The 20,919-nt window shown below is 55.1% G+C and carries 18 protein-coding genes and 1 pseudogene; 10 read left to right on the top strand and 9 right to left on the bottom strand.

The genetic code is table 11. The features are described 5' to 3' along the window. Nucleotides 1-189 precede the first annotated feature (189 nt). The 4 genes from ACWKWM_RS06310 to bglX all read right to left on the bottom strand — a co-directional run bounded on the left by ACWKWM_RS06310 (nt 190) and on the right by bglX (nt 7,361). Nucleotides 190-1,512, bottom strand: a complete 1,323-nt coding sequence (locus ACWKWM_RS06310) for an MFS transporter (protein ID WP_483845292.1) — start codon at nt 1,510-1,512, stop codon at nt 190-192. Between the two features lie 272 nt (nt 1,513-1,784). Continuing rightward, nucleotides 1,785-3,113, bottom strand: a complete 1,329-nt coding sequence (locus ACWKWM_RS06305) for a sigma-54-dependent transcriptional regulator (RefSeq protein ID WP_483845291.1) — start codon at nt 3,111-3,113, stop codon at nt 1,785-1,787. Further along, a complete protein-coding gene (locus tag ACWKWM_RS06300; protein ID WP_483845290.1) occupies nt 3,107-4,885 on the bottom strand; it encodes an ATP-binding protein in 1,779 nt (592 codons plus the stop codon). The genes ACWKWM_RS06305 and ACWKWM_RS06300 overlap by 7 nt, the downstream gene beginning before the upstream one ends. A gap of 181 nt (nt 4,886-5,066) precedes the next feature. Beyond that, nucleotides 5,067-7,361 carry a beta-glucosidase BglX gene (gene bglX, locus ACWKWM_RS06295; RefSeq protein WP_483845289.1) on the bottom strand — a complete coding sequence of 765 codons (2,295 nt, stop codon included), beginning with the start codon at nt 7,359-7,361 and terminating at the stop codon, nt 5,067-5,069. Nucleotides 7,362-7,699: 338 nt separating this feature from the next. Between bglX and ACWKWM_RS06290 the strand changes: the two genes are divergently transcribed. The 4 genes from ACWKWM_RS06290 (at nt 7,700) to ACWKWM_RS06275 (ending at nt 11,082) form a co-directional block, all read left to right on the top strand. After that, nucleotides 7,700-8,269 carry a LemA family protein gene (locus ACWKWM_RS06290; protein WP_483845377.1) on the top strand — a complete coding sequence of 190 codons (570 nt, stop codon included), beginning with the start codon at nt 7,700-7,702 and terminating at the stop codon, nt 8,267-8,269. Then, on the top strand, nt 8,269-9,039 hold the full coding sequence (locus ACWKWM_RS06285) for a TPM domain-containing protein (protein WP_483845288.1): 771 nt from the start codon (nt 8,269-8,271) through the stop codon (nt 9,037-9,039). The genes ACWKWM_RS06290 and ACWKWM_RS06285 overlap by 1 nt, the downstream gene beginning before the upstream one ends. A 28-nt stretch (nt 9,040-9,067) precedes the next feature. Next, nucleotides 9,068-9,685: a TPM domain-containing protein gene (locus ACWKWM_RS06280; protein WP_483845287.1), complete on the top strand. Its 618-nt coding sequence runs from the start codon at nt 9,068-9,070 to the stop codon at nt 9,683-9,685. Nucleotides 9,686-9,867: 182 nt separating this feature from the next. Beyond that, entirely contained in the window at nt 9,868-11,082 is a 1,215-nt protein-coding gene (locus ACWKWM_RS06275; RefSeq protein WP_483845286.1) for a class I SAM-dependent methyltransferase, read from the top strand. Here ACWKWM_RS06275 and ACWKWM_RS06270 read toward each other — a convergent pair. Continuing rightward, nucleotides 11,079-11,975, bottom strand: coding sequence for a DMT family transporter (locus tag ACWKWM_RS06270; RefSeq protein WP_483845376.1), 897 nt, complete (start codon nt 11,973-11,975; stop codon nt 11,079-11,081). The genes ACWKWM_RS06275 and ACWKWM_RS06270 overlap by 4 nt on opposite strands. 250 nt (nt 11,976-12,225) lie before the next feature. Between ACWKWM_RS06270 and ACWKWM_RS06265 the strand changes: the two genes are divergently transcribed. Further along, nucleotides 12,226-12,456 carry a hypothetical protein gene (locus ACWKWM_RS06265; RefSeq protein WP_483845285.1) on the top strand — a complete coding sequence of 77 codons (231 nt, stop codon included), beginning with the start codon at nt 12,226-12,228 and terminating at the stop codon, nt 12,454-12,456. Between the two features lie 50 nt (nt 12,457-12,506). Here ACWKWM_RS06265 and ACWKWM_RS06260 read toward each other — a convergent pair whose 3' ends face one another. Beyond that, nucleotides 12,507-13,517 (bottom strand): DUF4917 family protein, encoded by a 1,011-nt coding sequence (locus tag ACWKWM_RS06260; RefSeq protein WP_483845284.1) that lies wholly within the window; start codon nt 13,515-13,517, stop codon nt 12,507-12,509. A gap of 203 nt (nt 13,518-13,720) precedes the next feature. Between ACWKWM_RS06260 and ACWKWM_RS06255 the strand changes: the two genes are divergently transcribed. The 4 genes and pseudogenes from ACWKWM_RS06255 to ACWKWM_RS06240 all read left to right on the top strand — a co-directional run. Next, nucleotides 13,721-13,957, top strand: coding sequence for a hypothetical protein (locus ACWKWM_RS06255; RefSeq protein WP_483845380.1), 237 nt, complete (start codon nt 13,721-13,723; stop codon nt 13,955-13,957). Nucleotides 13,958-14,049: 92 nt separating this feature from the next. Beyond that, entirely contained in the window at nt 14,050-14,247 is a 198-nt protein-coding gene (locus ACWKWM_RS06250; protein WP_483845283.1) for a DUF2188 domain-containing protein, read from the top strand. Between the two features lie 151 nt (nt 14,248-14,398). Further along, entirely contained in the window at nt 14,399-14,800 is a 402-nt protein-coding gene (locus ACWKWM_RS06245; protein WP_483845282.1) for a glycine zipper domain-containing protein, read from the top strand. 286 nt (nt 14,801-15,086) lie between these two features. Beyond that, nucleotides 15,087-15,350: pseudogene (locus tag ACWKWM_RS06240) on the top strand (ATP-dependent helicase C-terminal domain-containing protein); the annotation flags it as partial. A 272-nt stretch (nt 15,351-15,622) separates the two neighbouring features. On the opposite strand, the gene ACWKWM_RS06235 reads toward ACWKWM_RS06240, so the two are convergent. From ACWKWM_RS06235 to ACWKWM_RS06225, 3 genes are read right to left on the bottom strand one after another with little or no spacing between them, the layout of a single operon-like run. Next, complete coding sequence (locus tag ACWKWM_RS06235) at nt 15,623-17,560, bottom strand: AAA family ATPase (protein WP_483845281.1); 1,938 nt, start codon at nt 17,558-17,560, stop codon at nt 15,623-15,625. Beyond that, nucleotides 17,560-18,036, bottom strand: coding sequence for a hypothetical protein (locus ACWKWM_RS06230; protein WP_483845280.1), 477 nt, complete (start codon nt 18,034-18,036; stop codon nt 17,560-17,562). The genes ACWKWM_RS06235 and ACWKWM_RS06230 overlap by 1 nt, the downstream gene beginning before the upstream one ends. Further along, a complete protein-coding gene (locus ACWKWM_RS06225; RefSeq protein WP_483845279.1) occupies nt 18,033-19,205 on the bottom strand; it encodes an ABC-three component system protein in 1,173 nt (390 codons plus the stop codon). The genes ACWKWM_RS06230 and ACWKWM_RS06225 overlap by 4 nt, the downstream gene beginning before the upstream one ends. A gap of 1,154 nt (nt 19,206-20,359) precedes the next feature. Here ACWKWM_RS06225 and ACWKWM_RS06220 point away from each other — a divergent pair. Continuing rightward, the gene (locus tag ACWKWM_RS06220) at nt 20,360-20,896 is read left to right on the top strand and encodes a hypothetical protein (RefSeq protein WP_483845278.1); all 537 of its coding nucleotides are present in this window, start codon (nt 20,360-20,362) and stop codon (nt 20,894-20,896) included. Nucleotides 20,897-20,919: the final 23 nt, after the last annotated feature.

Below are 20,919 nucleotides of genomic sequence, written 5' to 3'. Positions count from 1 at the left end.
CTCGGTATGGAGCTAACTTTACTCGGCTCTGGACTATTAAAAAGTCAATCGCATTAGTAGCGATCATCGTTGAAATTGATACTGCAAAAACCGGTTATCAATTCAGTCACTTACCTGCCATGGCAGCGAAAAAAGGACAGTTCACTGGCGTGGCTGCCCTCGATTTTGCGCCAGCATTGGCCTTTTGGGTCAGTCCGTTTCGATGCGCGAGTGCTTGCGGGTGTCCTTCATGAACACGTAAACCAGCAGCGAACAGGCGATGCAGGCGGTGACATACCAGTAATAGCCCGTTTCCATGCCGATGCTTTTGAACCACAGCGCAATGTATTCAGCCGTGCCGCCGAAGATTGAAACAGTCAGCGCGTAAGGCAGCCCAACCCCCAGTGCACGAATTTCGGTGGGAAACAGCTCTGCCTTCACCACTGCGTTGATCGAGGTGTAGCCACTGACGATGATCAACGCCGCCATGATCAGGAAGAACGCCCCCCACCAGCTTTGTACCGTGTGCAGCGTGGTCAGGATTGGCACTGTGCATAACGTGCCCAACACCCCGAACGCGATCAGTATCGGCCGACGTCCGACTTTATCCGACAGCGCGCCCACTACCGGTTGCAGCAGCATGAACAGGAACAGCGTGGCCGCCGAGATGCTGGTGGAGTCGGTGATGCTCATGCCGACGGTGTTCACTAGGTATTTCTGCATGTACGTGGTGTAGGTGTAGAACGCCAGCGTACCGCCCATGGTCAGGCCGACCACGGTCATCAGCTCTTTGGGATGACGCATCAGCGTGCGCATCAGGCTTTCTTTGGGTTTGTCCTTCTTGCGCGTGAAAGACTCGGTTTCTTCCATGCCGCGACGCAGGAACAACGCGACCACCGCACACAGCGCGCCAATAGCGAACGGGATACGCCAGCCCCATGAGGTCAGCTGTTCGGTGGTCAGCGTTTGCTGAAGCACGATCAGCACGGCCAGCGCGATGAGCTGTCCGGAAATCAGCGTCACGTACTGAAAGCTGGAGAAGAAGCCGCGACGTTCTTTAGTTGCCATTTCGCTGAGATAAGTGGCGGACGTGCCGTACTCGCCGCCTACCGACAGGCCTTGAAGCAAGCGGGCGAAGACCAGCAGGATGGGCGCACCGACGCCAATGGTTTCGTAACCGGGGGTAAGGGCGATGATCAGCGAACCGAAGCACATCAACAGCACCGAGGCCATCAACGCGGCCTTGCGCCCCTTGCGGTCGGCGTAAAGCCCCATCAGCCACCCGCCGATCGGGCGCATCAGGAAGCCAACGGCAAAGATCGCAGCGGTATTGAGCAGTTGTGCGGTGGTGTCGCCCTTGGGGAAGAAGACTTTGGCGAAGTAGAGGGAGAAGGCGGCGTAGACGTACCAGTCGTACCACTCGACCATGTTGCCGACCGAACCGCTGAATATGGATTTCAGACGGCTTTTGGTGGTTTTTTCAGCGACCGGCGTGGCAGCCGACCCTGTTGACAGAGAGTTGGGGATGTCCATGAGGTTCCTGCTATTCATTGTTTTTAGAGGGATCGCAAATGCGGTCTGGCTTAACTGATAGCAGGAGCTGTGCCAGCGGGGAGAGGGCTGATCTAGAAGGGGTGGCGCGGATTTATGAGCGGGAATCCGCTTAATGGACGATAAGTTGTGAGCGGTTTTCCGCTGATGCAGAATCCTGTGGGAGCGATTCATTCGCGAGACTGCTTGCCTGACATCCCGCAATACCCGGCATCAAGCCTCGCCAACAAGTTGGCTCCTACGGAATTCAGCGGTCAATTCAGGAACATCTCTCGCAGCAACCCATGGCGCTGCATCTTTTCGTTGAGCGTGCGCCGGGGCAGCTGAAGTTCGTTGAGCACTGCCTTGATGTCGCCCTTGTGCCGGGTCAGCGCAGAACGTAGGCAGTGGGCCTCGAATGACTCTTGCTGATCCGCAAGCGATTGACCGACAGGTGCATCGTTTGAGGCAGGATTGTCCAGCCCCAGAACTTGGCGTTCCGCAGCATTGGCCAACTCACGGACGTTGCCCGGCCAATCGTGGCTGAGTAGATGACTCAGTTGCCCGCCACTGAGCACCGGCGCACCGCGGCCCAGGCGTTGCGCCGCCGCCTGCGCAAAATGGCTGAACAGCGATGGAATGTCCTCACGACGTTCACGCACCGGTGGCAGACGCAGCTCGGCAACGTTCAGGCGATACGCCAGATCTTCACGAAAACGCCCCGCGCGGGCTTCTTCCAGCAGATCCGGTTTGGTGGCTGCGATGATCCTCAAATCCACAGCGATACTCTGGTTCGAACCCAGCCGCTCCAAGCGGCGGTCCTGAATCACCCGCAGCAGCTTCACTTGCTGCGCCAGCGGCATGCTTTCGATTTCATCGAGAAACAACGTGCCGCCATGGGCGTATTCCAGCTTGCCGATGCGTTTGCCTTGCGCGCCGGTAAACGCGCCACTCTCGTGCCCAAACAGCTCGGCCTCGAACAGCTGCTCAGGGATCGCCGCACAGTTGAGCGCCACGAACGGTTTACCCGCCCGTGGACCAAAGTCATGCAGGCAGCGCGCGACCATTTCCTTGCCGCTGCCGGTTTCGCCGCGGATGACCACATTGACCGGCAACGGCGCCAGATCCAGTACTTGGCGGCGCAGCGTCTGCATGCCTGCCGACAAACCGATGAGCGTCGCGTCCAGTCGGGTCTTGGCGTCAGCGCGCTCATGCAGACGCCGATTTTCAAGCACCAGAGAACGCTTCTCGAGGGCGCGCCGAAGGCTGCTCATCAGCGTTTCGGGGGTGAAGGGTTTTTCCAGAAAGTCGTAAGCACCGTCGCGCATGGCATCCACTGCCATCGGGACGTCGCCGTGGCCGGTCAGCAGAATCACGGGCAGATCAGCGTCCAGCGATTGCAGCTGCGTCAATAACGCCAGGCCGCCCATGCCCGGCATGCGCACGTCACTCAGCACGACGCCCGGGAAATGCTCTGGCAAATGTGCCAGACAGTCCTCAGCGCGGCTAAACACCTGCACGCTGAAACCAGACAACGTCAGCCATTGCTCCACCGCTTCGCGAATGGGCGCTTCGTCATCGACCACGATCACCGAATTCAGCATGTGGTTTGAATCTCCGACGCATTGGGCAGGCAAAAGGAAAATTCCGCGCCCGCGCCTTGGACATCAGGGCTTTGGACGAAATTGCTGACGCTCAGACGACCGCCAAGCTCATGGACGATGGCGTAGGACACCGCAAGACCCAGCCCAAGACCGTCGCCCACCGGTTTGGTGGTGAAGAAAGGATCGAACACATTGCCCAGATGCGCCTCGTCAATCCCGCCGCCGCTGTCGATGACGCTTAGACGCCACTTGTCTTCCAGCGCGTCGATGCGGATCTCTAGACGCTTGAGCGGTTTGTCGCTCATGGCGTCCAGCGCATTGCGCAGCAGGTTGATCAGTACCTGCTCCAGGCGAATGGCATCGCCGCGAACCCAGGCCGGGCGCGTCAGGTTCAGCACGCAACTGACCCGTTCATCACGCAATCGAGCATCCATCAGCAACAGCGCCTGATCGACCACTGCGGCGAGGTCGAGGCGCTCGCGCAGCCCACTTGGGCTTTTGCGGGCGAAGGTTTTCAGGTGCCCGGTGAGCGCGGCCATGCGGGTTAGTTGTTGATCAAGCAGCTTGAGCGCGTTGTAAGCGTCATCGACGCGGCCATGGTCCAGCAGCAGACGCAGGGTCGCCAGTTGCATGCGTTGCGCAGTCAGCGGCTGATTGATTTCGTGGGCCAGCGCGGCGGACATCTGCCCCAGCGCCGCCAGTTTGGTGGATTGCACGAGGCCATCCTGAGCGGTGCGCAAGTCTCGGGTGCGTTCTTGCACCAATTGCTCCAGATCCTCACGGCTGCGTTGACGCAGCCTTGCCAGTCGCCAGCGTTGATAAAGAAACAGTCCGAGAAACACCAACGTCAGCCAGACGCCCGCTGCGGCCAGTGCAGCATTACGCGTGTCCTCGGCAGCCAGTTGCGGTTTGCGCAGCAGGTGCAGCGTCCAGCCTTCGGGCGCCAGCGGCAGTGATTGCCAGAGATAGTCGGCGCTGCCATTGGGCCCTTGCACACGGCTCAAATGGCTGTTGTCGGCGAAGGTGTGCAGCGGCTGCTGTTCCAGGAGGGTGAGTTGTTGTTTGTCGTACTGGCGCGTCGCATTCAATTGCTCGCGGTCTTCCTCGCTCAATACCCGTAACGATCGATACCGCCAGCCCGGCTGGTTGGCGATGAAGACGATGCCTTTGGCGTCGCTCACCAGCAACAGATCCTCGCCTTGGGCCCAATTGTGTTCCAGGTCCGGAAACTCAAGCTTGACCACCATCGCGCCCAGGAAACGGCCTTGTTCGTCGCGCACGGCGCTGGACAGGAAATAACCCGGTATGCCGCTGGTCACGCCAACCGCATAAAAACGGCCCGTGCCTTGGGCCTGGGTTTGCTGGAAGTACGGACGAAAGCCGTAGTTGTGACCGACATAGCTGCTGGGCAAACGCCAATTGCTGGCGCCCACCGCCAACCCGGTGCGATCAAGCAGTTCGAGGGTCGAGGATTGGGCCGCGCCGTTAATCTGTTCAAGCTTGAGGTTCAGCGCCTGGGTGGTGTCGGCACTGACCGGGCCGCTCAATGCAGCACGCAGTTGCGGGTCCAGCGCGAGTACGGCGGGGAGGGCGCGGTAACGTTCGATCAGGGTTTGCAGGGTGTTGCCGTAGAGGGACAGTTGATCGCGGGCGCGATTGGCGTCGTCTTCCAGCGCATGCCGTCGCGCCTGATCCATCGCCAGGCTCGCCGCGATCACGGCGCCCGCGAGGATCAGCGCTGCATACAGAAAGAGGCGGGCGGTGCGCGGCATAGAAATGACCTGTCGACGATTGACCTGTAGGAGCGAACTTGTTCGCGAGGCGGTGTGTCAGCAAAAACGTATTGCTGGTCTCGCCAACAAGTTGTCTCCTACAGACGAGGCGGTGTGTCAGGAGAACCGCATTGTTCGCCTCGCCAACAAGTTGGCTCCTACAGAAAAGCGAGCGAGGCGCTTACAACAACTTGAAGCTCGCCTCTTTCACATCCACCGAATCAAGCCCGATCATCACTTTGAAATCCCCTGCTTCGGCGGCGTATTTCAGCGACGGGTTGAAGAACTTCAGATCTTCTTCGTTCAGGGTAAAGGTCACGACCTTCTCTTCCCCGGGCTGGAGCATGACTTTTTCGAAGTTCTTAAGCTCCTTCACTGGACGGCTGATCGATGCCGCGATGTCACGCAGATACAGCTGAACCACCGTGGCGCCGGCGGCTTTGCCGGTGTTTTTGACGGTCACTGTAGCGGTCAGTTTGTCTTTGCGCGTCATTGTGCTGTTGGACAGCGCGATGTCCGACACGCTGAACTGGGTGTAGCTCAGGCCGTAGCCGAAGGGGAACAGTGGACCGGTTGGCTCTTCGAAGTAGTTTGAGGTGTAGTTCGAGTCGTTGACACGATACGGACGACCTGTGTTCAGGTGGTTGTAGTACGAAGGCACCTGACCGACGGAGCGAGGGAAAGTCATCGCCAGCTTGCCCGACGGGTTGTAATCGCCGAACAGCACATCCGCCAGCGCGTTGCCGCCTTCGGTGCCCAGGAACCAGCTTTCGACCATCGCGTCAGCCAGCTCGTTTTCCTGACCAAGCGCCAACGGGCGGCCGTTCATCAACACCAGCACCAACGGTTTGCCCGTGGCTTTGAGCGCTTTGATCAGCTCGCGCTGGCGACCGGGAATGACGATGTCCACTCGGCTGGCGGCTTCGTGGGACATGTTGCGCGACTCGCCCACCACCGCAACGATCACGTCGGATTGCTGCGCGACTTTCACGGCTTCATCGATCATTTCCTGAGCAGGACGCGGATCGACGCCGATCTTGTCGTCCATGTTATTCAGATAATTGATCGCTTCCTGGTTATCGGTAATGTTGGCGCCGACCGCGAATACCAGCTTCGCCTTGTCGCCCACCGCGTTGGCCAGACCGTCGTAAGCGCTGACGGTTTGACGCGCCAGGCCTGCTGCCGACCAGCTGCCCATCATGTCCATCGAGCTTTTGGCCAACGGACCGATAACGGCGATGGTGCCTTGCTTCTTGAGCGGCAGGGTGTCGTTGGTATTTTTCAGCAGCACGATACTTTTGCGCGCGACGTCGCGAGCGGCGTCACGGTGCAGGCGACTTTCGGCGTTGCGATCAGTGGGGTCATTGGCCGCGTCGCCGATGCGCAGGAACGGGCTGGCGAACAGGCCCATCTCCCATTTCGCCCCCAGCACTTCACGTACTGCGCTATCGACTTCCTTGATCGAGACTTCGCCAGTCTTCACCAGGTCTGGCAATTCTTCGCCATAGGCCTTGTCGTTCATGCTCAGGTCGACGCCAGCCTTGATCGCCAGCTTCGCCGCTTCGCGGAAGTCTTTGGCGATGCCGTGGTCGATCAATTCCTTGATCGCGCCATGGTCACTGATCGTCACGCCCTTGAAGCCCCACTCCTTGCGCAGTACGTCCTGCAACAGCCAGGCGTTGGCGGTGGCGGGCACGCCGTTGATCGAGTTCAGCGCGACCATCACACCGCCGGCTCCCGCGTCGATTGAGGCGCGATAGGGCGGCAGATAATCCTGGCGCATGCGCGTCGGGCTCATGTCCACCGTGTTGTAATCGCGACCGCCTTCAACGGCGCCATACAGGGCGAAGTGTTTGACGGCCGCCATAATGCTGTCCGGCGCCTGGGTGCTGCTGCCCTGGAAAGCGCGAGTGATGGTGCTGGAGATGCGCGACACCAGATAGGTGTCTTCACCGAACCCTTCGGAACTGCGGCCCCAGCGGGCGTCGCGGGTGATGTCGACCATTGGCGCGAAGGTCATGTCCAGACCGTCGGCGGCAGCTTCAATCGCCGAAATCCGGCCGGTCTGGGTAATGGCGTCCATGTCCCAGCTGGCCGCAAGGGCCAGGCTGATCGGGAAAATGGTGCGGTGGCCGTGAACCACGTCGAAGGCGAAGAACATCGGGATCTTCATGCGGCTGTGAGTCACAGCGGCGTCTTGCATGGCACGGTTGTCGGGAAGTACGACGGAGTTGAAGGTGCCGCCGATTCGGCCTGCGGCGATTTCCTTGAGAATGGCCGCTTTGGGCATTTCCGGGCCAATACTGATGAGGCGCAGCTGCCCGATTTTTTCATCGAGGGTCATCTGCTTCATCAGATTGGAGATGAAGGCGTTTTTAGCCTGCGACTTGGAAACATTGCTTGTTTCAGTGCTGGCGGCGAGCACGGATTGACTCGCCAGACCGATGAAAAGACCCAGTAAACACAGCTTATTCATGAATGATTTCTCAAGGCGTTGTCCGGCAACTCACGCGTAATACCGGGCGGCCATTATGTTCGGGTTTCAAACCTTCGGCTTTTATTGTCATCAGGACGATGCAGTCGCTGAACTCTTGATGCCGAAAGGGTATCTGTAGCGCAGCGAGTTTTATCTGATTGCGGCGTAGCAATCCAGCACCCTGACAGCGTGTTGGGGCGAGATTATGCCGGGGATCGTCTGATTTGGCTAAAGTCATATCAGGCAGGAAGACACCTCTATCACCGAAAGGGAGCGACAAAGCCATGCAATTCCAACGCTGTGAGCAGTTCCGGGGTCATCGTTACAAATTGTCACTGATGCTGTTGATGGTGATGAGCGCCTTTCTCTCAGGTTGCGGCATCAACAACATTCCGACCTACGACGAGCAGGTGAAGGCCGCATGGGCACAGGTGCAGAACCAGTATCAGCGCCGCGCTGACCTGATTCCCAACCTGGTGGAAACCGTCAAGGGCTACGCCAAGCAAGAGCAAGACACGCTGACGGCGGTGATTGAAGCGCGGGCCAAAGCAACGTCGATTCAAGTCGATGCTTCGACGCTCAACGACCCGGCCAAGCTCAAGCAGTTTCAGGATGCGCAAGGTCAGCTGACGGGTGCCTTGAGCCGTCTGATGGTGGTATCGGAGCGTTATCCGGACCTCAAGTCCAATCAGAACTTCCTGGCCTTGCAGTCCCAGCTTGAAGGCACGGAAAACCGCATTGCCGTCTCGCGCAAGGACTTCATTGCGTCGGTAGAGCGTTACAACACCGAAATTCGCACTTTCCCGGGTCGCCTCTGGCACACCGTGATGTACAGCGATTTGCCGATCCGTCCGAACTTTGAAGCCACTGCCGCCGATGCGGACAAAGCCCCGCAAGTGAAATTCTGATGCGCGCGCTGCGACGGGTCATGCAGTTCACCGCTTTGTGGGTATGCGCGGTCGGTGTTGCTTTGCCCGCGCAGGCGGCACTGACCTTCCCGGCGCTGACCGGGCAAGTGGTCGACACTGCTGACATGCTCGATGCCGCGAGCGAAGAACATCTGTCACAGATGCTCAAGGCTCATCAGCAACTGACTACCGAGCAGGTTGTGGTGGTCACGGTGCCCAATCTCCAGGGCACCAGCATCGAGGATTACGGCTATCAGCTGGGACGACATTGGGGGATAGGGCAGAAGGACAAGGACAACGGCGCGTTGTTGATTGTCGCCAAGGACGACCGCAAGGTGCGCCTCGAGGTTGGCTATGGCCTGGAGGAACGCCTGACTGACGCGCAGTCCTCGGTGATCATCAACCAGATCATCACCCCGGCCTTCAAGCAGGGGGATTTCGTCGGTGGAATCACCAAAGGCGCCGAAGCCATGGTGCAGGTGCTGGGCGGTGATCCGCTCGCCGAACCGGCTGCAGGGGCCACGGGCAGTTCTGAATCTTCAAGCTCTATGTTCCAGAGCCTGGCCTTTCTGATCATTCTGGTGATTTTCATCTTCCTCAACATGAGGGGCGGTCGTGGCGGGCGAGGCGGTTCTGGCGGCGGCGGTTTGTTGACCGGTGCCATTTTGGGCAGCTTGGGTTCGCGGGGCGGCGGTGGCGGTTCAGGCGGCGGTGGATTCAGCGGCGGCGGTGGCAGTTTTGGTGGCGGTGGCGCGTCTGGCAGTTGGTAATTGATCGCTCAACAGGGATTTGCACAGCATGTCGCTACTTAATGAAGAAGAACAACGACAAGTCACTCAGGCGATTGATCGGGTAGAGCGCACTACCGACGCTGAACTGGTGACGGTATTGGCGGCATCGGCGGACGATTACGCTTACGTGCCGCTGATCTGGGCTGGCGTGGTGGCATTGCTGCTGCCGGGGCCAATCAATCTGTTCACCGACTGGCTGGATGCCAATCAGTTGCTGATGGCGCAAATCGGCACGTTCATCGTGGTCGCGTTGATTTGCCGCTTGCCAGCGGTGACCAGTCGTCTGGTGCCAGAGCACGTTCGGCACTGGCGCGCAGGCAATCTGGCGCGTCGTCAGTTTCTGGAGCAGAACCTGCACAAGACCGTGGGCGGCACCGGGATACTGATTTTCGTCAGTGAAGCGGAGCGGTATGTCGAAATTCTCGTGGATCACGGCATCTCCCATCGCGTGGATGACCTGGTCTGGCGGGCGATGGTGGACGTCTTCACGCAGCACGTCAGGGACGGCAAGACGCTGGAAGGGTTTCTCGGCTGCATACATGCATGCGGGCAGTTGCTCAGCGAACACGTGCCGGTGACGCAAGGGCGCAATGAGTTGCCCAATCGGTTGATTGTTCTGGATTGATGCGCTCCCCTGTAGGAGCCAACTTGTTGGCGAGGCGGTTATCCCGGCCTGTCAGGTATGTCGCCTCGCGAACAAGTTCGCTCCTACAGAGAAAGCGGTGTTCTTTGTAATTAAATCTACCGTGTCTGCACAACCCGCCTAAAATACCGTCCTCGCATTTTCAGCTTCCGAGGCTCCACCCGATGTCCGTCACTGCACCCAACGCCCAGCCCGCGCCGGATCACCGTGCTCAGTTTCTGAGCCTGCTCGATACCTGCCTGACGCAAAACTCGCTGATCAAGCTGGTGCTGGCCAAATACGTCGGGACCGAGGCTGAACTGCAACGGGTGATCATCAAGCCGCTGACGGTCAAGGATCAGCCTTGTCTGTCCTTCGTTTACCGCTACAAGACGCGGGACATCACCAAAAACTACCCGCTTGCCGAGGCGCAGGCATTGATCGCCGGCTTGCTGCCCGAGTCCTTCAAGAACGCCCACTTGCTCTCACTCACCGACGAAGTGCAGTTGGAGTTCAGCAAAAAGGGCAAAAGCACGCTATTTCGCAATAAGGCCCAGCAACAACGAGAGGCCCCGTCGGCTGAGCACGATCGCGAGAAGAAGCGGTATCTGGAGCTGACCCGGCCGTTCCTCACCGATCTGGGCGTGACCAACAAGCAGCACGAACTGATCCCGGCCATGTCGCGTAAGTGGAAGCAGATCAACAAGTTCATCGAAGTGTTTTCCCACGCCCTGACGACTTCGCCGATCAAGCTCGACCAACCCGTTACCGTCGCCGACTTCGGTTCCGGGAAGGGCTACCTGACCTTCGCGATTCACGATTACCTACGCAACACCTTGCAGGCACAGGGGGAAGTGACCGGCGTCGAACTGCGAGAAGACATGGTCACGTTGTGCAACAACGCGGCTGCACATCTGGAGCATCCGGGCCTTGTGTTCAAGCATGGCGACGTGCGTTCGGTGGCGCCCAGCGAGCTGGACGTGATGATCGCGCTGCACGCGTGCGACATCGCCACCGACTACGCGATCCACACCGGCATCCGCTCAGGCGCATCGATCATCATGTGCTCGCCGTGCTGCCACAAACAGATCCGCTTGCAAATCCAGAGTCCGACGTTGTTACGGCCGATGCTGCAATACGGTCTGCACATGGGCCAGCAGGCCGAGATGGTCACCGACGCGTTGCGCGCGTTGCTGCTGGAGGCTTGTGGCTACGAGACCAAGGTGTTCGAGTTCATCTCGCTGGAGCACACCAACAAGAACAAGATGATTCTGGCGGTCAAGCGCGCCACGCCCGGTGATCCCGCTGAGTTGCTGGCGAAAATTCAGGAACTGAAGACCTTTTACGGGATTCAGGATCAGTGCCTGGAAACGCTGCTCCGTGCGGATGCGCTGATCTAAAGCGAGGTACTGACCGGCTTGGGCGCGATGACGGCAGTTTTGCGCCCCAGCATCACAGTGACAATCACGCCTGCCGCGAATAGCCAGGTTATCGGGTCGATGTGCTCACCAAAGAACAGCGCTGAAAAGGCCATGGTGAAGAAGATCTGCACCAGCTGGATCTGACTCACCCGCGCAATGCCGCCCATGGCCAGGCCGGCGTACCAGGCAAAAAAGCCAATGAATTGCGAGAAGATCGACACGTAACCGAATGCCCACCAGGCACCTGTCGAAATCGGCCCTTGGTGCTGGGAAGCGAGATAGATCACCGGCCCCAGCAGGATCGGACTCGACAGCACCAGCGCCCAGCAAATCACCTGCCAGCCACCCATCTGCTTCGCCAGTCGACCGCCCTCGGCATAGCCCAGACCGCCCAGCGCGATGGCGGCGAACATCCAGATGTCTCCTGCTTGAATATTTCCGGCACCGCTGATCAGCGCATAACCCAGCACCAACGCGCTGCCCAAGGCGGCGCAGGCCCAGAAGGCTTTGGACGGACGTTCGTGAGACAGCCACGCGGCGTAAAGCGCTACCAGCAAAGGCTGTAGGCCGTTGACCAATGCTCCGTGGGACGCGGGCAGGGTTTTCATTGCCCAGGCCGACAGCACCGGGAAGCCGACGATCACCCCCAGCGCCACCACCATCAAGGCTCTGAACTGCGGCCAGGTTGGCCACTTCTCCCGTTTCCACAACAACAGCGCTGCAGCAGGAATGGCCGCCAGCAATGCACGGCCTAAACCGTTGAGCAGCGGATGAACTTCCTGCACCACGATGCGGGTCATGGGCAGCGTCAGGCTGAAGATCACCACCCCGATCAGTCCGAGGATCATTCCGGTGTTTTCGCGTGAGGACATCATGGAGCGTGCCTTGTTGTTATGGGTAGAAAACGGGCGCTCATCTAGCCACAGATTGGCGATGCGGCTGCTTTACAGCTAGTGACAGATTTATCCGTACACTTTTTAGGTGCCGTCACCGTTGACCCATGGCGGGGTCTGGCATGTTTCACGTACGGTCGGCTGAACTTGGTTCGAAACTTGAATGCAACCTGACTGCAACAGTTTGATGGTCAAACTTACGCCAACGAATTCAGCCAGGAGAAACATTATGTCGATCATCGGAAAATGGGCGTTGCAAGCAATCGTGGTGTTCCTGTTCGCCTGGCTGGCAATGGTTGCGGCGCAGTGGGGCGGCAGCATTGTCAAAACCACCAGCAGTGACCGCCTCGCGGTCCTGAGCAGCGTGCGATTCACCACGGAAACCGTCGCCACGAGCGTCAATAAAAAATCACCAGGTGGGGCCGTTGTGGTGGGGTCTTTGGGACAAGGTAACGAGTGATCGGGTTGGGCTGGGTAGAAATGAAGCGTTGGCCTGGGCGACCCAGGCCTTCAGACCTTTAGCTTCTCCACCGGCACCAAAAACCCTGCATCCCCCAGCGGATGCGTCTTCGCATCAAAAAACTTCAACGCCACTCCCAGGTCCTCAAACAGCGCGCTGTAGTGACGCTTTTGATGCTGAATGAACGACTCGCTGCGCGGCAGGATTGAGATTGCGATACTGGCAGGTTTCGCCTCGCGCACTGCATCGACGATATGTCGATCCTGTTTGCCCAGCGCATGGCCAAAGATGCACAGCGCGCCTTCATGGCGAGCCAGTTGAGCGTTGCAGAACGACAGATAATCCGAGCCGCGAATGACCTTGAGCTTCTCCTCGCTGCTGCCTTCGCAGACGAACAGCGGCACGTCGTCCAGTGCGTTGACGGCGAAGCTGCCGAGCAAAGTGCTTTCCGAAGACAGCAGTTTGCGGGCGCTGCCGTCGAAGTTCTTCACCAGGTGCATGCCGCCATGCAGATACAGCAGTCTGGTAGCACTGGGCTTGGTGTCATGAAGTTGGAACGTCGCGTCCTCACCAAACAGATCATCGAATTGCCCTTGGCCATGCATCGCAGCCCAATAGGCAAGTAGATCGTAGTTGGTCGAGTACACGCTGCCGTACGCGCTCAAAGCCTGACTGATGGCCGACAGCGTCTTCTGCTCCATCAACCTCCACGGGATATGCACAGAGCGCACGCCGTGTATCAGTGCTTCCTTGATGGCGAAATAGCGATTGCGCGGTGAGGATGAGCTGATCGTCAGCGCTGCGTTTACCCGGATGGAGGTCTTCAGAGCGCTGAGCACTGGCTCGAAGTTGTTGGTTTCCATGGCTTTGAACAGCGCCAGTTCAGTGGGGCTCAAGGGCTTGTTGCGGGTGGTCTGAGCCAGATCGAACAGCGAGAAGTAAGAGAAATTTTTCCACACCGCCAGACTGGCGCCGTTGCCCAGCAGCAGTCCGGTGCAGGGCGTGGTGGTCTGCAACTCGTCCCAGTGCGCGAGGGCTGCGTCAAAATCCGTGTGTTCCATGTTCTCGCTTCGCTGTGGGTTTGAGGATTGCCGTGGCCGGGGCGCCGAAAAGCAGAGGACTTATAGGAACCTAGCCCTGCATTGTCAACGACAGGGCTGCGCGACGCGCGGTTCAAAATAATTCGAACCCGCCAGATGTGGCGACTTCTAAAAGTCAGCTGCGCATCAGATTCATCGTCGCCCGTTTGATCACGAGGTAAATCATGAAAACCGATCCTGTGAACAGCACCGCCGCGCAAAGTCCTGGCCCGCACCCAAGTCCCATGGAACGGGGCGGGGAAAAGGAGAAAAGTGCTGAAGCCCAAGAGTTCGAGCGCGTTGAACATATCGATGACACGCTCGCCGAAGCAGACGAAATGCCCCCGCCGCAAACCTGGAAGCATCCCGATGACGGCAAAAGCTTGTCTGAAGAAGACGAAGAAATCCCCCTGAAACCTTGAGTGCCCTTCGTCGAGTCCTTATGCGTGCAGGGCTCGGTCGGGCGTAAGGTGGGTCGGACATTCACGGAACAATGACAACAATGGTGGTGACTATGAGCACTCCGGTACTGCAAAAAATGCATCTCAATGGTTACGAAGTGATTAATGTGAACAATGGGCCTTGGCGAGTCTGCACCCACGATGACCGGCTCGGGTCTTTTGGCACAAAAGAGGAAGCGATGGCATTCGCAGCTTCCCTACCAGCCTACAAACAGCGAACAGCGCCAGTACGGCAAGCCCAAACGAAATGACGCAGCAGCCGTCCAGAAAAGCCTCGGCAATTGCCGAGGCTTTTTACATTGTGTTTCAAAGTTGATACCAGATGTCGGCAAACCCAAGCGCGCGTTGCTGTCTGACGTGTAAGCAATCAGAATGCCATCAACCTCAACAGAGAAAGCCATCATGCGCAGTACACTTTCCGTTTTAGCCCTGACGTTCGCGGTATCTCAAGGCGCTTTCGCCGCAGGCGATGGCACGGCAGCAGTCGGCGGCGGCCTGGGCGGAGCGCTGGGTAACGTGCTCGGTCAGCAAATGGGCGGCAGCACTGGCGCAGCAGTCGGCGCAGGCGTCGGCGGCGCGGCAGGCGGTGCAGTGGCAGCCAAGAAAGGCAATCGGGTGGAAGCTGCGCTGGGTGGCGGTCTGGGTTCGGCCGGTGGCTCGCTCATCGGCAATCAACTCGGCGGCTCGACCGGCTCAACCATCGGCGCAGGCCTTGGCGGCGCAGCGGGCGGCGCGGTAGGTAACAACCTGGGCGGTGACGACCACAAATCCAACCGCAATAAGCACAAGCGCAAGCATCGTTAACGGCTGAATGCTGTCAGCGGCCGGAGAAATCCGGCCCACAAAAAAACCGGCTCTGAAGAGAGCCGGTTTTTTGTTGTCCTGCGTCAGCCGGGGAGGCGACGCGGGACGGGAATTGGTTGGAGCGGGTGAAGGGAATCGAACTCTTAATGGACACGGATATACGAAAGTTGTGTAGGTGTGTAGGTGCGCGAACGGCTTTCACCCCCAGAATCGTTGGTTATAAAGTTGTGACTACTCCACTCGGTCTTAGACTCACAATGTGACTCTTGAAGAGGAAACCTGCCATCGCCCCTCTTTGTCTTCTAGGCCTGATACGGGAGCTTTTGGGCTTGGAAAAATCTCTCACATTGGCACTACACCAACCCCGCCGCCGACGCTGCATCTCTTGTCAACGACCGACAGCTTCGTTATTCAGGATCTAGCCAATTTCTGGTGTAGTACCTGTGTAGAGGTGAAGAAGGATCACATGGGTAGATATCCGAAGCATTTTTGGCCTGATGACCCATTGGTGGCTGAGGCTACGGCGCGGGCCAAGCCTAGAGGGACTTGAGGTTTGGGCGTGCCGTTCCGGCCGGCTGTCGTGAATCGAGCCACTACGTGTCTCGACCCTGACGGGCTTCCATCCTCACGCCTTTGGCCCTTTCGGGCCGGCGCGCTCCGCTTGCTCCTCATTCTAGATCTGAGAATCGCGCTGGCAGATGAGTCTGGAGGGATCCTCTAGACTGTAAGTGTTTTTGTAGTCCCAGCTCAACCTTCGGAAGGTCAATCCCCACCCGCATCGGTAGGAGCAGCGCAGCAATGATCAAGGGTCACCTTTGGCTCTCAAGCGTCATGAATAAGCCCTTTCTCGAATTTAGGATTATTCTTCTGAAACTGCTTTACGAGATGGTACCTCTCATTATTTTCATCTCGAATCAGAATGTCGGGAAAATCGTTATCTACAACAATTATTTGACAATCTATATCTTTGCCCGATGCATAATCTATGGCAGATAGAAGTTGCGCGTATATGGTCTCATAGATAGCTGGGTCTGAGACTGTTACGTCATCACCTTCGTTTTTCCTTCTTCCTATGTTTTGTCCAGGGGTGTCAATCATAAGAAAAGGCGGCAGATTACATGGTGACTGTAAACCGTATATGAATCGGGCGAGAAATGTGCCTATTGAAATGACTGTTCTTACTCCGCCTGACAGGTGATCATAGTACGAGATATTTCTAAACTGAGGAACAAACTGATTGTTGTATGATATGCCTGTTGCGTTTTGAACTCCGCTAGACGTTATGTATTTTGAGAAAATGATTTTAAGTTTGGATACGATGTCGGCTAAACCTGTCAGTCCAGATTCCACATTTCGAATGAGCAAATCTATGTTAGATATAACAGTAATTTTGCTGTTTATCTTGGCTTGTGTCTCATCGTATTTTCTGAAGATTGCCAGGTTTTTCTTTAGTGATGAAAGCTCAACATGGGCTTGGACTTTCGCTTTCTCTGCAGTCTCGATCATCAAGATTATCGGAGAAATACTTGTTATGTTGTTAGCGTCAAAGATTTGCGTGTGATTACTTATGAGGGACTCTGACTGGTTGTATTCAGCCTGATACAGTTCAATTTTTTCGAGCGAAGATTTTATACTTGAGTCTAGTCCTGAAAGCTTATTCTTTACTGAACGCTCAACTGCATCAATTTCGTCCGCCGGAATAGCCTGTGATGCGATCGGTAAGTCACTGTTGCACATTGGACAAGGGATGGACTTGTCTAATGGTACTAGCGATAAAAAAGGTCTGGCAAGTTTGGATAGCTGGATGTTGTCAAGCTCTATTCTGTAGGTTGCCTTCAGCTTCGTAAATTCCGCAATACGCCTTTTCGTCGCGGTAATGTTTTTTGATTTTTCATCAAGCTCCGCTCTCAGAACATTGATCGTCTTGCGAAGTGCTAGCGATGTCTGCGAGGTCAATTCGAAGTTTTGCTTTAGATTGTGAACTGCGGCGTCCAGTTCGGAAATCTCTAGCTTGGCATTATCGATTTTGTCGCCGAAAGATAAATCGTCTAAAGGAACTCCCACTTCCTTAAGGAATTTTGAAAGCGTTTCTTGCGTGGATTTCAACTGCTTTAAACTGTCATTTTCAGTTTTTCTTTGTGTTTGTAACGACGCCAAGCGCTCGTCATGAACGTTGTAAACAAACTTTTGGACGGCAACGTTCTTAATGAACACTGCCGGATTTCTGTAATCTAGCAGTGAGTCCGATCCGACGTCAGTCTGCCTCAAAAACATAAGTTTCATTAGGTCTCTAAAACTTAATCTGTCTTCGTCTGCATCGGCTCTCGACAAAGATTCTTTAATTTTAACCTTGGCAATTCCAAGGTTCTCAAGGATGAAGTCAGATAACCAGCCGTCTGGCATATTACCCGTTGAATCAGCTGACATAAATTGAGGAAAGAAATCGTTGCGATCTTGAAAGTGACTGGAGTATACCTTTACTGCGGATTTCGGTTCCAGCAGTGGACGTTCAAGAGTAAAAACGTTGCCGTTGAGTGATAGTTCGAGGAATATAGTCCTAACCTTCGCTCTCACCTCGTCATAGAGGATTTTCTTGTTAGAACCACCAAGGCAGTAGTTAATCATATGCAGGATTGTAGATTTTCCTGAGTCCATAGAACCCTGCACAATGTTGAGACCTGACTTAAAGGTAGCCTCATAGTTTCCGTTTATGCCCGCGAGAACTAGGCGATTGATAATCAGTGACGGGTTGGATTCCATTATGCACCCAGAATTAGCTTGTCGACTATAGACTCAGATTTTAAAACAATGCCCTTGATCGCAATAATTTGGCTTTCTATATGGACATGGCTCTCGGATTTCGATGGTGGAGGGGGGATCAGACACCTCAACAGCCACTGATCACCCTCTTTGATCACAGCGATTATTTCCGCTTGCACAAGTTGCATGATTTTACTCATGAAATCTTTTTTCTCGGCCGCGAAACTGTGATTTAGTGATGTGCTATACAAAGCCTCGCCAACGTGGCGAGCTTGGTTTGAACCGCTGAGAAGTTCACAGGTTTTTTTGAAGAGAACAGGGTGTTTTATAATTTGATCAATTTGCTGCGTCTTATACAGCGTGAGCTGAAGTTTTTCTTTTTTGTTTTTTGAGAGCTTATCGATGACTAGCCAAAGTCTGAACAGAGCCGCATAACGCTCATCTCTATAATCGAAGAATGCGTAATCTAAGCTCACTTTAGCATGCTCTTGATTTCTTCAACGGTCGTGTGATTTGACCAAGTCACAGTCGTGCATAGGCTATTGGCGGCTTGATGAAGTAATCCTTTCTTATGTAAGAAATTTATGTACTTGGCGCCTGCCTCCAATGTTGACTTATCTTGATTAAGGAGCTGCTGATGCACTTCGGCGAATATTGTGTTTGGAGGCGTGTTGGAGCTGGCGTGGAGATTGAACGTCTGTCGATATAGTGAAAGAACCTTCTTTCTCAAGTCCTGTAACAGCACTTTATCTTCACTATCGGCAGCTTTGGTTATTATTTCTGCGCTAAAAAATGATTCTTTAGCATCGTCCATCCCTTTTTCGCCGATGTCACAGAGGATCATTTTGATAACAAATATTTCTTTGTCGTAATCAGGGGATACATCGTCATAGCTTAACCCTGCCAGCTCCGACATTCTCTGATTCTTGGCGATTTTTTTGAGGAACTTAAGTACGGCTTTGTATGAGCCATCGTTGATGGACTCAGGTTTGCAGACACTGCTATGGTCGTGCGGGACATTATACGACCTTGTTGTGAAGGGAAGGCTGCTGGTATCACGAACGTACTGGTCATGCTGGCCGATGATGTAAGCAGATTCCGGAAGTTTGCCTTTATTGTCAATCCATCGATTGTTAAGGTCGCTCGTATATTCGTTAAGTGGTACAAGCTCTTTGCTGTTTATATTCACAATGGAGAATAATAAAGACTCTAGTGAGCCTTTGTGTGGCACAGCTATAGACACGTAGCCGCTGATTGCTGGTTCATCATCTCGCTCTTGGCTAAGAATGACCTCTTTGCAAATCAGACCGCCCATGCTGTGTCCGATTAACACCACTCCCACATATTGTTCTGCATTGAGTTGTAGAAAGGTCTTCAATTCATGAGCAAGTTTTTTTATAGGTCTATTATATCTGACTTTGGGTTTGAACCCGAATAGCGATATCGCTTTCTGCACTAGATCTGTACTGAAAATATCAGAAATTTGCGTATAGTATTCGAATTCAATCATATCAAATGCGTCTGCGATTTCCGCATCGCACTCCAGGAGCTCTTTGAACTTCACTCCTTGCGTATTTTGCCAAGTCTCGCTGCCGCCAGTGAAGCCATGCACGAAGACGACAGCAAGTGATTTTGTATCGCTCATATAAGCCTTATGTCCTGTGGAGGCTGTGAATGACGGTGCAGCAACATGATCGAGATCGTACCACCCATAGAGGCAATGAGCTATAAAGGGTAAAGCGACGCTCGTTGGATTTAGCTAGGTCTTGCTCGCATTGATCGTGCGGTACGAATTCAGCCGCTCTGTGATGACCTTTATGCATGCGGGCATTACCTGGCTGCACGATGGGCCGTTGCACAGGCCACCGGGCTTCCATCGAAAGATTTCGACGGCACAATCGCGGTTTCGTCAGTTATCTGTGCGTCGTTAATGTACGTGCTGCTGTTGGCCCTGGTCTGTTTCGCGATTGCATTGGGGTGTCTGGGGCTGTGTGGCTCTCGGAGTCCGCCTAGCTGGCGTTAAGAATTTCCGGTGCCAAGCGAATTCGTGGTTGGATGGAGGAGCGTTTGAGATTTTTTAGACAGCGAGGTTCAGCGCTAGCCAACATGTCCCTTCAATTCATGGCTTATTCATCGCCTGAATATTGGTCGCTGGGTTTGTGTGCCGGGCCTGCAGATTGCTATAAATGTCGCCATCAATAACTCCCTATTGATGAAGCAATTTGCTTACTACGTGCATTACCAATTTGCTGATCGCTATCCCGGGATTGCGGAAGGGCAGAGGTTTCTACTCCACGATAACATCGTAATTTCATTCGCTTGACTGGTGAATGGACAGGTGGAGATCGCGGTAGGCGTGATCTAACCTCCGACAGGTGTTACCAATCGGTCGGCTTACCGCTGAGCGCAGGATTGATTCCGATAACCATGTGCTGCTCATGATGAAACCTGCAATGAAGCGGCAATTGCCTGCTCGGCTTGACTTCAGATTGCGTTGGGTACCTCCTGGTAGGCAGATTTGCAAATGGCGTGAAGTCGTACGCCTGACAGGTTGGTCTATTCACAAGGATGTACTGACGCGCTATTTCGCAGTTCTTTTTTTCATGGCCGCACTCGCTGGATGGGCGGACTCCCTAATTGGACACCGTAACAAAACAGATCCGCGCGCATTGCATTAACCAACCGTATCCTGATTTCGACGCCTCTCGACGGTGATGGACATACTTCTGGTGCGCTCATAATCTCCATGTGGTCATGCCGCTTTTCCTATTCATTGGCTCAATTCTAAGGACTCACAACATGGTCTGGGAAAGCGAAGACTGGAAGCTGCCGCTGCTGAAATTGGCCAAGCGTCTGAAGACGCTTAAGGCCTCGAAAGACCTTTCTGATAATCAGATTGCCCAGGTCGAGCGCGACGTCCTCATCGGTTTCTATTCGGTTAGGAGGCTTATCGAAACACCCACGAAGCTTACCGATAGGACACGTAACCTTTTTCTCTCCCTCAGGAAGTATGCAAACGTTAAGCCCGTAACGTGGAAAAATAACCACAAGCTCGACGAACTTTACGACCTGGGCAGGAGTAACGAAGAGTCCCGAGACCTAATGTTCGTTTGCGGGAGAATCATCCACAGCGTTGTTCTTGCACCCTGTCAGTCAGCTGACGGGGGCCTGTGCGGAGTTTTCTTTACCTCCGACCGGGATAAGAATAAGTTTTTGTCGTTCATCACTATCGATCAGGTCATTTCGTTATTCAACGAGGTTGGAAATGACAGTCCCTGTCACATTGAGAGTTCCCGCGACCCAGTCACTGGCAAGGAGACACTGGTAGTCAAATGACGTTGACCGGATCGTTGCGATCA

This window comes from Pseudomonas rosaeacicularis (genome assembly GCF_057128745.1).
This window is presented reverse-complemented; position numbering and strand designations above follow the sequence as displayed.